This is a genomic window from Leucobacter aridicollis (assembly GCF_024399335.1).
GTDB classification, from domain to species: Bacteria; Actinomycetota; Actinomycetes; order Actinomycetales; family Microbacteriaceae; genus Leucobacter; species Leucobacter aridicollis_A.
In genome coordinates this window covers 1,450,107-1,463,310 of the sequence record NZ_CP075339.1, presented here as the reverse complement: position 1 = coordinate 1,463,310, position 13,204 = coordinate 1,450,107, and the positions used below count along the sequence as shown (strand labels likewise).

Sequence of the window (13,204 nt, the reverse complement as noted above, 5' to 3'; positions counted from 1 at the left end):
CATGGACACACATAGTCACAGGGGTTCTTCGGTCATCGCGCGCGACGAGGCGATCCTCGACGCGGTTTCCGCGGGGCTCCGCCGATATGGCCCGCGCAAGCTCACCGCGCAAGATGTGGCCGACACCGCCGGGATCTCACGAATGACGCTGTATCGCGCCATGGGAAGCATGGACAACGCGATCCTGCTCACCCTCACCCGCGAGTTCACGCGCGCGGTCGCCGAGCTGCGCGCGGCGCTGCCCCCAATTGAGACGAGTTCGGGGGCAGCACGACTTGCTGCGTTCCTCGGGACGGGCGCTGAAGCATTCGTCGCCTCAGATCTCATCACGTGCGTTCTCGCCGAGCAGCCCGAGCTCATCGAGCCCTATCTCAGCGGCAGGCTCGGACGCAGCCAGGAACTCGTGCTCGAGGCGATCGAGGAGCTGAGGCAGGAGGGGCTCGACGACGGTTCGATCGCCGCCGCCGCGCCCACGAGCCTCACGCTCCTGCTGCTCGTTCGCGGCGTCGCCCTTGGCGCTCCACTGCTGCAGGGCGACGCGTTCGCCCGCGCTGCGAAAGAACTCTCAGGGATCGCGCTCGCCGCACTCAGCGTCGGCCTGCCGGCGGCCGAGGCTCCCCCCACCACTCCCGTCACCATCGCATAGCCGAACGGCCGGGACCTGCCGGCCAGAAACGAGGCGACATGTTCGAACCACTCCCCGGAGATGTGAACCGAGCAAGTCGCGCCCGCGCGCTTGCCCACCTCGCTGAGCACGAGGTCGACGTGCTGGTAATCGGTGGCGGCGTGACCGGCGCTGGCATCGCGCTCGACGCCGCGACCCGCGGACTCTCGACAGCCCTCGTCGAGGCGAAGGATCTCGCGAGCGGCACGAGCGGCTTCAGCTCGAAGCTCGTTCACGGCGGACTGCGATACCTCGCGCAGGGCGACGTCGCGCTCGCCTGGGAGTCGGCCGTCGAGCGAGAGGCGCTCATGCGGCGCATCGCGCCCCACCTCGTCACCCCCACGGCGTTCCTCGTGCCGAGGTTCGCGCACCACCGTGGAGGTGAAGGCGCCGCGGTAAGAGACGGTCGCGCCGCCCAGCGCCCTGGCTCGGGCGCTGATCCCGGGACTGAGACCGGGACTGACACCAGCCCCGGCGCCGCGGGCCGCAGCCCGCTCGACGGCAGGCTCGGCGACGCCCTCTCGGAGACTGGAATCAGGATCGCTGACGCGTTCCGCGCAGCAAGCGGCCTCCCCGATCGGGTACTCCCGAAGCCGAAGCGCGTGAGCGCACGGGAAGCGCTGCTCCTTGCGCCAACGCTCAAGGAGGACGGGCTCCGTGGCGGGCTCGTGTACTGGGACGGCGCAGTCGAGGACGACACGCGGCTCGTCGTCGCGCTCGCCCGCACCGCGGCACGGCACGGCGCGCACATCGCGACAGGCTGCCGCGTCGCCCAGGCGACAGACAGGGAGGCGTTGGTCGTGGCCGACGACGGCGCGGGGAACCCATCGGGCGAGGGCACCGAGCTCCGCGTCCGAGCGCGCGCCGTCATCAACGCGACAGGCGTCTGGGCAGCTGAGCTCACGCCGGCCGTCGACCTCGCCCCGAGCCGCGGAACACACCTCGTGTTCAGGTCAGAAGTCTTCGGCAACCCCAGAGCGGTCATCACCGCCCCAGTCCCGGGCCACTTCGGGCGGTACGTGTTTGTGCTGCCGCAGGCAAACGGGCTCTCCTACCTTGGGCTCACCGACGAGCCCGCGCTGGGCGCCGACGGCTACGCCCCCGGCGTGCCAGAGGGCGACATCGACTTTCTACTCTCAGTCGCAAGCGAGTCGCTCGCAGTCCCACTCACGCGCGCAGACATGCTCAGCGCCTACTCGGGGCTGCGCCCCCTCGTCCGCTCCGTCAGTCGCACTGGCGGGGTATCCGAGCGCCCATCGGCCTCCGCGTCGAGACAGCACCTCGTACTCGACGCCCCCGGTACGCCAATCACCGTCACCGGCGGCAAGCTCACGGTGTACCGAAAGATGGCAGAGGATGCGGTCGACGCCGCGGTGCGCAGGCTCGGGAGAAGCCCTGCCGAACTGCCCGCGGTGACCAAGCGCGTGCCGCTCATCGGGTCGCCTGGGTCCGAGCACGGCCCTCGCGGCGCCGCCGCGGCACGGAGGCGCCCGTCGCCAGCCGCGGCGCTGCGCGAGAGCGCGCGGGCCGCCTCAGCGGTCTGGCCAGTCTCCGACGGCGCGACTGTCTCCCGCCTCGCCAGGGTGTACGGCTGGGAAGCTGAACGCGTCGCAGCGCTGGCGGCCGTGCATCCCGAGCTCGCGGCCGAGGTCGCGCCGGGTGCCGGGATCACGCGTGCCGAATTCGCGTTCGGGATCCTCGCGGAGGGCGCGGCCACTTCCGCAGACCTGCTCGCCCGCAGAACGCGGCTCGCACTCGACCCGCGGCTCGCTGCCGACGCAGAAGCGACGGCCGAGCAACTCCTCGACAGTTTCGCGTAGGGTTGAGCGCAACTCACGAAAGGGCCGCCCAGCGATGACCGACCGCCACCCGAAGCTTTCGACCCCGTGGGGGCTCACGCAGACCACAGCTCCGGGTGCACGCGACGGCTCGTTCGAGGCGTGGACCGGCCGCACGGTCGCGACCCCGTGGCCAGCGGCCTACGGCGGCGATCTCTCCGTTGGGGCACTCGCAGCAGCGGTACGCTCAGCCGCAGCGGGGCAGCTGCCACACAGCATGCAGATCGCGTTCCTCCTCCCAGGTGACCGCGACCGCACACTCAGCTACGTCGTCGAGCGGGTGCGCGACGGGTTCAGGTATGCGAACCGATCGGTTCGACTGGTTCAGAGCAACAGAGAGATCGCCGCCGCAACCGTGCTGCTTCGTGCGCCGCGCCCGGGCGAGGCACCGGCCGCGAACGTGCCGGGTGTCGAGGGCCTCCCCGACCCCGAGTCGCTCCCCACCGCTGCCGAGGCAATCGCGGCGCGCGGGCCGCTCTCGGCGGCGGCCGGCGACCCCGCACCGCTCGACACCTACTGGGCCGAGGCACGCGCGCTCGACACCAGGCATATTGACCCGCCCCTGTATGGCGAAACCGTGCAGCCGCGCACCACGAATCGGGTGTGGGTGCGGTTCACGGGCAGCGAACCAGCACAGCGGGAACTGCTCGCGACGCCGGAGGGCCGCATCGCTCTCGTCGCCTACATCGCCGACGACACGATCCTCGAACCAGCCGCCGCAGCGCTCGGGCACGGCTGGCTCGCGCCAGGCATGTTCTCGACGACAGTGCAGCAGAACATCTGGTTTCACTCCGACTTCTCCCCGTCCGACTGGCTACTGTTCTCGCAGCGCCTCGTGAGCACAACCGGCGACCACGTCGTGTGTCAGGGCGAGATCGTCACGCGCGACGGTGCTCTCGTCGCCACAGTCATACAGGAGGGGATCGTGCGGGTGCGCCCAGCTGCCAGCGAGTCACGCTCAGCCTCGTAGCGCTCGCCGAGCCAGGCCCCCTCTCCGCTTTTCAGGGTTGCCGCCGGAATTCACGACCCGTTCACCAAAGCTTTGGGAAGCGAACCCCCAGTCTCGTAATTGCTCGTCACCTTCGGAAGTTTGAATACAGGTGTTCTCGGAATTCTCCGAGCGCCTCACTCCCCGAAAGGTCACCATGCGTCGCAACGTCATCACCTCGCTTGGCATCGTCGGCATCGCCGCACTCGCCCTCACCGGCTGCCAGGCCGCGGACCCCACAGGCAACGATTCAGCCGCCGCAGATGCGCCGATCACGATCGCAACCATTCCCATGTCAGACGACCCGACCGCCGAAAACCCAGTCGACGTGCTTGTCGAGCTGCTCGAGGCTGAGACTGGCCGCGAAGTTGAGGTCACCGATGTGCCCGACTACCTCTCAGTCGTCGAGGCAATTCGTGCGGACCACGTCGACATCGGCATCATGAGCGGGTTCCCCTCCGCCCTCGCGGTGAACACCGGCGAGGTGGATGCACTGCTCGCGTGGCCAGGCGACGACAAGCCCGTCTCGACATGCGTCGTGCTGAACAACTCGCCAGTCAAGACGCCCGCCGATCTCAAGGGCAAGACGATCGCGTTCGCCGACCAGGCGTCGAGCTCCGGCTACTTCATGCCCGTGTCGATGCTTCACGAGGCTGGCCTCGAGCAGGGCACCGACTACGAGGCGATCTTCGCGGGCGGCCACGAAGGCAGCTTCGCTGCCCTCGAGCAGGGCCAGGTCGACGCGGCGTGCACCGCGTTCATGCTCACCGAGATGGGCGCACCCATGTTCCCGTTCGAGGACGGCGAGTGGCGCGCGGTCGGCGAGAGCGCGCCGATGGCAGTCATGGGGTCGGTACTCGCGCGCCAGTCGCTCGACGCAGAGACACGCACCCAGCTCGAAGAAGCGCTACCCAAGGTGTTTTCCGCAGAGAACAAGGAGCGCCTCGCAGGCTACGGCGGCTTCGCCGGGCTCGAGCCGGTGATCGCCCCGAAGCCCGACTTCTTCTCATCCTTCGCCGACATCGCAGCGATCGCTGGCGTCGAACTCGAGGATCTCAAGTGAGCGCCCTGCGACACTCGCCCACCAGCTCAGCGCCTACACCCATCGATCCTGCCACCATGACCACAGCCGAATTGCGCCAGGCGCTCCCGCTCGTCACCGTCCGCGACCTACGCGTCGCCTACGACGAGGGCCCGAACGTGCTCGACGGGGTTGAGCTCGACCTCTTCCCTGGAGAGATTGTCGCACTGCTCGGTTCATCTGGCTCGGGCAAGTCCACGCTCATGCGCTCCCTCACCGGGTTCGCGGCGATATCGGGTGGGCAGGTGCGCGTCGCCGGGCACGACGTCACGAACCTGCGACGCGGCGAGCTTCGCACCCTCCGCTCCGAGGTCGGGCAGGTGTTCCAACAGTTCAACCTCATCCCGCGCATGAGCGTGCTCACAAACGTGCTCACCGGCGCCCTGCACAGCGCTGGGCCCATCAATCTCGCCTATGGGTTCACCTCGGCGCATCGCAAACGTGCACTCGAACTGCTCGACCGGGTAGGCATCGCGCACAAGGCCAAGGACCAGGCCCGCTCGCTGAGCGGCGGCCAGCAGCAGCGCGTTGCGATTGCGCGAGCGCTCATGCAGCAGCCGAAACTCATCCTCGCGGACGAGCCGGTCGCGTCCCTCGACCCGAAGCTCGCCGACTCGGTACTCGAGCTGCTGCGAGAGATCGCGGTACAGGACGGGATCCCGGTGCTCGTGAGCCTCCACGTGCTCCCGTTGGCGCTCGCCCACACCGACCGCGTCGTCGGGCTACGCCACGGCGAGATGATCGTGAGCGGCCGCACCGTCGACCTCGACGCGGAGCGACTCGCGCCCCTGTATGCCGACGGGACCGCAAGCTCCGACGGGCCAGCCGGTATAGGCGCCACCGGCATCGTCGCCAGCCAGGAGGTGATCCCGAGTGTCCACGCAGGCGCCTGAGCGCCCGAAAGCACAGCAGCCCGAGCTGCCAGCAGCTGATCGAGCGCGCCTCGAACAGGCGGTCTCGCTCCCCCGCGCCCGATTCCTCATGGGCCTTCCCGTCGCCGTCATCGTGCTCATCTGGTCGTTCAACGGCGCCCAGTTCAACTTCGCGAAACTCGGCGAGGGCGCGGTGAACATGGGAGAGTTCCTCTCGCGGCTGTTCCCGCCCGACTTCTCAAAGTTCGGCAAGATAGTCGAGTTGCTCATCGAGACGTTCCAGATGGCAGTCGTCGGCACCGTGCTCGGCGCGATGCTCTCGCTCATCGTCGCGTTCGCGGCCTCATCGAACATCTCCCCCAGGTGGCTGTACTACCCGGCACGGTGGATCATGAACGTGATCCGTTCGGTGCCCGACCTCGTCTTCGCGCTCATGTTCGTCTCGGCCGTCGGCCTCGGCCCGTTCGCCGGGATTCTCGCGATGACGCTCGGGTCCATTGGCTCCATCGGCAAAGTCTTCGCCGAAGCGATGGAGTCCGTCGATCGCGGGCCCATGGTTGCCATGCAGGCGGTCGGTGCATCCAAGCGCCAGGTGATCCAGTACGGAGTACTGCCGCAGGCAGCCCCACTGCTCGTCTCGTACACGCTGCTGCTCTTCGAAGGCAACGTGCGCGGGGCGACGATCCTCGGCCTTGTCGGCGCTGGTGGCATCGGCCTCGAACTCACCACTGCCATGCGCATGTACGACTACGGCCACCTCAGCGCAATCATCATCTGCATCATCGTGCTCGTCACGGCAATCGACCAGGGCAGCGCCCTCATCAGAAAGAAGATCACATGACCGCCACACTCGAGCTCGAGCTCAGCACGCCCGTCAACATGCGCGACCTCGGTGGGACGCCAATCGCTGGGGGCACGCTCCGCGACGGCGTCGCGATCCGGACCGACGATCTCGCGACAGTTACCCCCGAGTTCGCGGCCACGCTCGTGACCGACGGCCTCGCCGCGATCATCGACCTCCGCTCGCCACACGAGGTGCAGGTGACAGGCCGCGGCCCCCTCGCCGACTATCCAGTTGCATACCATCATCTGCCGTTCATGGGTTCGATCAAGGCTCCAGCTGGCGACGCCCCCGAGCTGACGCACGAGCTGATGGGCGAGATGTACGTCGGCATGATCGACCGCGCGGCTCCGCTCATCGTCACTGCGCTCGACATCATCGCGAACGCCACCGGTGCGACAGCGTTTCACTGCGCGGCCGGACGCGACCGCACGGGTGTGCTCGCCGCCTGCCTGCTGCTCGTACTTGGGGCGGACGATGACGTGATCGTCGCCGACTACGCGAAGACGGGACCGAACATGCCCGCAATCATGGCGCGCACTCGTACCGCGATGAGCGCGGTGTTCGAAAAGCTCGGCATCGACCCCACCGCGTTCGACGGCGCGGCGCTCACGGATGATGGGATGGACGTGTCGATGCGGATCCTGCTCGGCTCCGTCCGCGAACGCCACGGCGACGCCCTCGCGCCGCTGTACGCCGCGGGCCTCACGGGCGACACGATCGCGAAGCTCCGCGCACGGGCGCTCGGCGCGTGACGCTCACCGCGCCAGCCCCTGCCGGGGCCACGGTTCGCCGTGGCCCCGGCAGGCCGCGTGACTCCGACATGGATCCGCAGATCATTTCCGCGGTGCTCGGCCTCATCGACGCCGAGGAAGACGTCACCGTCTCTCGTGTCGTCGAGCGCTCGGGTGTCAGTCGGGCGGCGCTATATCGCCGGTGGCCGTCACTCACGACGCTCATCGCCGCCGCGCTCGACGTCGGGCGGACGGTGCCACCGGAGCTCCCGCTCGAGGGAGACCTCCGGGAGACGCTCTTTAGCTCGCTTCTCGGTTCGCCAGCGTCGGTCGACGCCTCGGGATACTCTGAGGCACGGTTTCGGCAGCGGATCCGCCTCGTCATGGCTGACCGGGCCCTCCAGCGCGCCTACTGGGAGTCGCACGTGAGCCGCCGACGCGGCCCGGTTGAGCGGGCGCTCCGCGCTGGCATCGAGCGCGGGATCCTGCGGCAGGACCTCGACGTCGAGGCCGCGTTCGACGCGATCGCTGGGGCCGCGTACTACCAATCGATCGTGCGCGGCGAACCGCTCGAATCGCCGGACGCCCGGCGCCGGCTCGCCGCGGCGTTCGAGATCACTTGGCGCGGAATGGTCGCGTAGGCACCGACTTGTCGGGCCTTGCGATGTGAGCGCCGTGCTGCTCGGGAGCGTGCGTCTTCGAATTGGTGATGTGTGTGGGGTTAGTCTCCGGCGCCCCGAAGATTCGCGCCTCTGTTGGCTCAGATACAGCTCATTCGCTGCTCACAGTTATGCCCGGTCAGCGCCCTCAGAGCACGCCTTGGGCGGAGAGGAACTCTCGGAACTCAGCCGGGTCACTCGGGTCACCCTCATAGGGCGTCCCCTTCACGACGACGAGCGGGACACTGGTGACTTTCAGCCCAGGGTCGCCGGAGAACGGGACCGGGTTCGCGAACACCCAATCGTTGAGCGCCTGTGACACAGGAACAAAGCGCTCCTCACTGATGCACGATCTCGCTTCAGGAGACACGGAGCCGGCGACGCGCTCGATCTCGGCGATGAGCTCGTCGTTCGTGTGGCCGGATTGCCCCTCAGTGGGTTGGAACTCTGGAGCGAGAAACGCATTGTGAGTCGCCCACGCCGCGTCGGGCTGCGCGTCGGCGAGGCACGCGATCGCGCCTGCCGTGCGCGACGAGTAGTAACTCCCAGCCGAGGCCCGGTCCAGGAACGTGAGGGGATGGATCTCGATGGCGGCGGCCTCGGCCTCGAGCACTTCGCTCAGCACCTCGCCGCTCGCGTCTTCAAACACCGAGCAGTAGGGGCAGCGGTAGTCGAGATAAATCTGAATGAGCGCCGGCTGCCCAAGCTCGTCAGCGCTGCGCGGTGTCGGCGTCGCATTGTCGGGGAGCGCCTCGGACGTGAGAAGTTTTGCGTCGGGGCCCGCGACAACAACTCCCCCTGTCGACATGTTCTTTGGCCAGACGAGACCTTCACCCGCCGGGGCCTCCGCCTCGCCCTGCTCTTCCTGGCCCTGTTCCGCCTGCTCTCCCAGTTCCCCTTGCGGGGGCAGGTCTGCGTCTTGGCCGGGCGCCGCTGACACCAATGTCGCAATTCCGAAAACGAGAGCTGCGGCACCAAGCACAAGCCCGCCAATGGCCGCGGGCCCGCGACGGCGCTGCGCGAGCGACACCACCCCAAGCGCGACAGCGACGACGCCAAGCCCAACGGCAATGTAGACGGGAACAGAGCCAGCGAAGGCGCCGAGGACCGCAGCCACCGCCCCAGCCGCGCCCACAAAGAGGCCAGCAATTGGCAAGAGTCGTCCACCAGAGACGCCCGCACTCGGGGCCTGGCGCTGGTTCGATCCATGCGGAGCAGCCATAGCCCCATCATCCCAGACCTTTGTGAGAGCCGTCGGAGTTTTGCGGAGCGGGGGTCACTTGCGCCCGTATCGCAGCGCATCTCCTTGGACAGTCGAGATCTGGCCCAGCCAGCCGGCTGCCGATCGCCGTCATGCAGTTCGAGCAATTCACCCCTTGCCTAATATTTTCTATATTGTATTGTTGCTTGCGAGGCGGCCTACCCCGTTTCCCCGACTACCCCGTCACGAATAGAGGCAAGGATGCACACGCTCAGCGACGAAGAGGCGTTCCTCGTTCAGACAGTTCGCGAATTCATTGACCGCGAGGTCCGGCCGCACGTGCGAGACGTCGAACACGCAAACGAGTACCCCGAGCGATGGATCGAACAGATGAAAGAGATGGGGGTGTTCGGACTCGCGGTACCAGAGCAATACGACGGCCTACCAGTGTCGATGCCGTGCTACGCCCGAATCACCGAAGAGCTTGCCCGCGGCTGGATGACACTCGCAGGCGCGATGGGCGGGCACACGGTTGTCGCGAAGCTTCTGACCGAGTTCGGCACCGACGAGCAGCGCGAACGATACCTCCCAAGAATGGCCACGGGCGAGCTCCGAGCAACAATGGCGCTCACCGAGCCCGGGGGCGGGTCCGACCTCCAAGCCATCACGACGACCGCGCACGTTGACGGCGATTCGTATGTCATCAACGGCGCCAAGACTTGGATCACCAACGCACGACGGTCGGGGCTGATCGCTCTCCTCGTCAAGACCGACCCGGCGGCCACACCACAACACCGAGGAATCTCTGTGGTTCTCGTCGAACCCGGGCCCGGCCTCGAAGTGTCACGCGACCTCCCCAAGCTGGGCTACAAGGGAGTCGAAAGCTGCGAGATAGTTCTCACAGACTTTCGAACGCCAGTCGGTTCGGTACTTGGCGGTGACCCCGGCCGGGGTTTCGCGCAGATGATGCGCGGGCTTGAAACTGGGCGAATCCAGGTCGCAGCGCGCGCGGTGGGCGTTGGCGCTGCTGCCCTCGAAGACGCGCTGAAGTACGCCCAGGAGCGTGAGACATTCGGCAAACCGATTTGGAAGCACCAGGCGATCGGCAACTATCTCGCGGACATGGCGACGAAGCTCACTGCAGCACGACAGCTCACCCGGTTCGCGGCCGAAAAGTATGACGCCGGCGAACGCTCCGACATGGAGGCGGGCATGGCAAAGCTCTTTGCTTCTGAGGCAGCCATGGAGATTGCGCTCGACGCCGTGAGAATCCACGGCGGCTACGGGTACTCGACCGAGTACAACGTCGAACGCTACTTCCGGGACGCCCCGCTCATGATCGTCGGCGAGGGCACCAACGAAGTGCAACGTAACGTGATCGCCTCGCAACTGATTCGGCGTGGCGGGCTCTAGGGCAGCGAGCAAAGCATAGCGAGGGAGGCAAACGATGACACAGCCAATGGTGATCACTGAGAAATCTGACCTCTCCGCCATGGTCGGCACAGAACTCGGCGTCAGCGAGTGGCTACGCGTCACGCAGCACATGATCGACGCCTTTGCCACCGCGACCGGCGACAGGCAGTGGATCCATGTCGATAGCGAGCGCGCGGCGGCTGGCCCGTTCGGCACGACCATCGCGCATGGCTTCATGGTGCTCTCGCTGCTCCCCCAGTTTTCGAGTCAGGTCTATGAGTTCCAGGGCTTCGGCGCCCGTCTGAACTACGGGCTCGACCGAGCCAGGTTCCCGCATCCGCTCTTCGTACACAGGCGCATCCGCGACAGAGTCACACTTGCGAGCGCGACTCAACGTGCAACGGGAACGCTGCTGGCATTCACCCATGAAGTCGAGGCCGATGGTGATTCGCGTCCCGTCTGCGTCGCTCAGACACTCACCCTTCTCACCCCGGGAGCAACGACGGGCCCCTCCAATTGAAAGGACACCGGCAGCATGGACGCTGACGATTTCACCGCAGTACTCGATTCGGTCAAGGATTTTGTGCGAAAGCGAGTCGTGCCACTTGAAGAGCAAATCGAGGCCGAGGACAACATCCCAGAAAGCATCGTGCAGGAAGCCCGTGAGATGGGGCTGTTTGGGTGGGCGATCCCTGAAGAGTACGGCGGCATCGGGCTCGATCCGGTGCAAGACGTGGCACTCGCGATCGAACTCGGCTACACGACGCCGGCGTTCCGCTCGCTCTTTGGCACAAACAACGGCATCGCGGGCCAGGTGCTTGTCAACTATGGCACTGATGAGCAGAAGACTGCGTGGCTCCCGCGGCTCGCATCCGGAGAGGTCGTCGCTTCGTTCGCGCTCACTGAGCCAGACGCTGGGTCCGACCCGAGTGGCATCCGCACGACAGCGGTCAAAGAAAGTGGCGGCTACCGCATCAACGGCTCGAAGCGGTTCATTACCAACGCAGAACGGTCGCAACTGCTCGTAGTATTCGCCCGCACCGACGCGACAGCCACGGGGAGTCGGGGAATCTCGGCCTTTCTTGTAGATTCCGCTGCTCCCGGTGTCACCATCGGACCTCGCGACAAGAAGATGGGACAGGAGGGCTCGTCTACGAGCGAGATCTACTTCAACGATGTGTTCGTCGGCAATGAGCGGCTCGTCGGTGGCGCCGAGGAGGTCGGCTTCCACGCTGCCATGGCATCGCTGACCAAAGGTAGGATCCACATCGCGGCGGTGTGCGTTGGGCAAGCGCAGCGGATCCTCGAGGAATCGGTGCAACACGCGGCCACGGCCACGCAGGGTGGGACCCCGATCGGCAGTTTCCAACTCATCCAGGGCATGATTGGCGAATCGTACGCCGACGTGCGGGCGGCGAAAGCGCTCGCCTTCGATGCAGCACGGGATTTCGCAGCCGGCGGCGACGAGCAGAAGCTCGGCTCGTCAGCGACCAAGCTGTTCGCAAGCGAAATGCTGGGCCGAGTCGCTGACCGCGGCGTCCAAATTCACGGCGGCCTCGGCTACATGCGGGGCGTCGCGGTCGAGCGCTTCTACCGTGCGGCGCGCCTCTTCAGAATCTATGAGGGCACCAGTGAGATACAAAAGGTAGTCATGGCTCGACGCCTGCTTCGCGCCGCCGGAATGCAGGAGTAATCGTGGACGACGTTGTAATCTGCGAGCCGCTGCGCAGCCCGGTCGGGCGCTTCGGCGGAGTGTTCGCGAATCTTCGCGCGCAGGAGCTTGGCGCACAGGTTCTCTCCGCACTGGTGGCCCGAGCTGGCCTCTCACCGGAAGACGTTGACGACGTGATTCTCGGCAACTGCTACCCCAGCATGGATACTCCAGCGCTTGGTCGAGTCGTTGCGCTCGACGCTGGACTTTCGGTCGAGACGCCTGGGGCGCAGGTGGACCGTCGGTGCGGGTCGGGGCTGCAGGCCATTCTCAACGCGGCCATGCAAGTCCAGGCCGGGGTCAGCACACTCGTCGTCGCTGGCGGGGCCGAGAGCATGAGCAACGCCGCGTTTTACTCGCACGAGCTGCGTCGGGGTGTAAGAGGTACAGGAGTCGAGTTGCACGACAGCCTCGCACGCGGGCGAGTGACCGCGGGCGGGAAGAACTACCCCGTCCCAGGCGGCATGATCGAAACTGCCGAGCAGTTGCGCGCAGACTACGAGATATCCAGGGAGGCGCAGGACGGACTCGCGTATGAGTCGCACCTCCGTGCGACAGCTGCCCAGCGGGGCGGCATCTTTGCCGAGGAGATCGTGCCGATATCGGTGACAGACCGTCGCGGCGCCACGACTGTTGTCGACACCGACGAGCATCCACGACCTGACATCTCGCTGGAGGCACTCGCTGCGCTCCGGCCGCTCTCCATCGCGATGGACCCGCACGCAACCGTCACGGCAGGCAACTCCAGTGGCCAAAACGACGGTGCAGCACTGGCGATCGTCACCACTCAAGCAGAGGCAGAGCGACGCGGCCTACGCCCGCTGGTGCGCCTCGTCTCTTGGGCCGTAGCCGGGGTACCACCAAAAACAATGGGCATTGGGCCGGTTCCGGCCACTGCCGTCGCTCTCGAACGGGCTGGCCTCACGCTCGCCGACGTCGATCTCATTGAGCTCAATGAGGCGTTTGCTTCGCAAGCGCTCGCGTGCACCCGAGAGTGGGGATTCACGGCCAGCGATTTCGAGCGCTTGAACGTACATGGCTCAGGTATCTCGCTTGGCCACCCCGTCGGAGCTACCGGCGCGCGTATTCTTGCCACCCTGTCACGCGAGATGCATCGCAGGCAGGCACGCTACGGCCTCGAGACCATGTGCATTGGCGGCGGCCAGGGACTCGCCGCCATTTTTGAGCGCGTGGATGCGTAG

The 13,204-nt window shown here is 66.6% G+C and carries 13 protein-coding genes; 12 read left to right on the top strand and 1 reads right to left on the bottom strand.

What is annotated here, in order from left to right:
- Position 1 precedes the first annotated feature (1 nt).
- The 8 genes from KI794_RS06555 (at position 2) to KI794_RS06520 (ending at position 7,659) form a co-directional block, all read left to right on the top strand.
- Entirely contained in the window at positions 2–646 is a 645-nt protein-coding gene (locus tag KI794_RS06555) for a TetR/AcrR family transcriptional regulator (RefSeq protein ID WP_255809563.1), read from the top strand.
- A 38-nt stretch (positions 647–684) separates the two neighbouring features.
- Complete coding sequence (locus KI794_RS06550; RefSeq protein ID WP_255809562.1) at positions 685–2,484, top strand: glycerol-3-phosphate dehydrogenase/oxidase; 1,800 nt, start codon at positions 685–687, stop codon at positions 2,482–2,484.
- Positions 2,485–2,518: 34 nt separating this feature from the next.
- The gene (locus KI794_RS06545) at positions 2,519–3,472 is read left to right on the top strand and encodes an acyl-CoA thioesterase (protein ID WP_255809561.1); all 954 of its coding nucleotides are present in this window, start codon (positions 2,519–2,521) and stop codon (positions 3,470–3,472) included.
- Positions 3,473–3,602: 130 nt separating this feature from the next.
- Positions 3,603–4,553 carry a phosphate/phosphite/phosphonate ABC transporter substrate-binding protein gene (gene phnD, locus KI794_RS06540; RefSeq protein WP_255809560.1) on the top strand — a complete coding sequence of 317 codons (951 nt, stop codon included), beginning with the start codon at positions 3,603–3,605 and terminating at the stop codon, positions 4,551–4,553.
- 56 nt (positions 4,554–4,609) lie between these two features.
- Complete coding sequence (phnC, locus tag KI794_RS06535; RefSeq protein WP_255809559.1) at positions 4,610–5,464, top strand: phosphonate ABC transporter ATP-binding protein; 855 nt, start codon at positions 4,610–4,612, stop codon at positions 5,462–5,464.
- Positions 5,445–6,284: a phosphonate ABC transporter, permease protein PhnE gene (gene phnE / locus KI794_RS06530; protein WP_255809558.1), complete on the top strand. Its 840-nt coding sequence runs from the start codon at positions 5,445–5,447 to the stop codon at positions 6,282–6,284. Before phnC ends, phnE begins: the two co-directional genes overlap by 20 nt.
- Positions 6,281–7,039: a tyrosine-protein phosphatase gene (locus KI794_RS06525; protein WP_255809557.1), complete on the top strand. Its 759-nt coding sequence runs from the start codon at positions 6,281–6,283 to the stop codon at positions 7,037–7,039. Before phnE ends, KI794_RS06525 begins: the two co-directional genes overlap by 4 nt.
- The gene (locus KI794_RS06520; RefSeq protein ID WP_255809556.1) at positions 7,036–7,659 is read left to right on the top strand and encodes a TetR/AcrR family transcriptional regulator C-terminal ligand-binding domain-containing protein; all 624 of its coding nucleotides are present in this window, start codon (positions 7,036–7,038) and stop codon (positions 7,657–7,659) included. Before KI794_RS06525 ends, KI794_RS06520 begins: the two co-directional genes overlap by 4 nt.
- A 166-nt stretch (positions 7,660–7,825) precedes the next feature.
- Here the strand turns inward: KI794_RS06520 and KI794_RS06515 are convergent, their stop codons facing one another.
- Complete coding sequence (locus KI794_RS06515) at positions 7,826–8,899, bottom strand: DsbA family protein (RefSeq protein ID WP_255809555.1); 1,074 nt, start codon at positions 8,897–8,899, stop codon at positions 7,826–7,828.
- Between the two features lie 240 nt (positions 8,900–9,139).
- On the opposite strand from KI794_RS06515, the gene KI794_RS06510 reads away from it, so the two are divergent.
- From KI794_RS06510 to KI794_RS06495, 4 genes are read left to right on the top strand one after another with little or no spacing between them, the layout of a single operon-like run.
- Positions 9,140–10,291, top strand: coding sequence for an acyl-CoA dehydrogenase family protein (locus tag KI794_RS06510; protein ID WP_119283043.1), 1,152 nt, complete (start codon positions 9,140–9,142; stop codon positions 10,289–10,291).
- 34 nt (positions 10,292–10,325) lie between these two features.
- The gene (locus KI794_RS06505) at positions 10,326–10,811 is read left to right on the top strand and encodes a MaoC family dehydratase (RefSeq protein WP_255809554.1); all 486 of its coding nucleotides are present in this window, start codon (positions 10,326–10,328) and stop codon (positions 10,809–10,811) included.
- Positions 10,812–10,826: 15 nt separating this feature from the next.
- Positions 10,827–11,984 carry an acyl-CoA dehydrogenase family protein gene (locus KI794_RS06500; protein ID WP_255809553.1) on the top strand — a complete coding sequence of 386 codons (1,158 nt, stop codon included), beginning with the start codon at positions 10,827–10,829 and terminating at the stop codon, positions 11,982–11,984.
- 2 nt (positions 11,985–11,986) lie between these two features.
- The gene (locus KI794_RS06495) at positions 11,987–13,204 is read left to right on the top strand and encodes an acetyl-CoA C-acetyltransferase (protein WP_255809551.1); all 1,218 of its coding nucleotides are present in this window, start codon (positions 11,987–11,989) and stop codon (positions 13,202–13,204) included.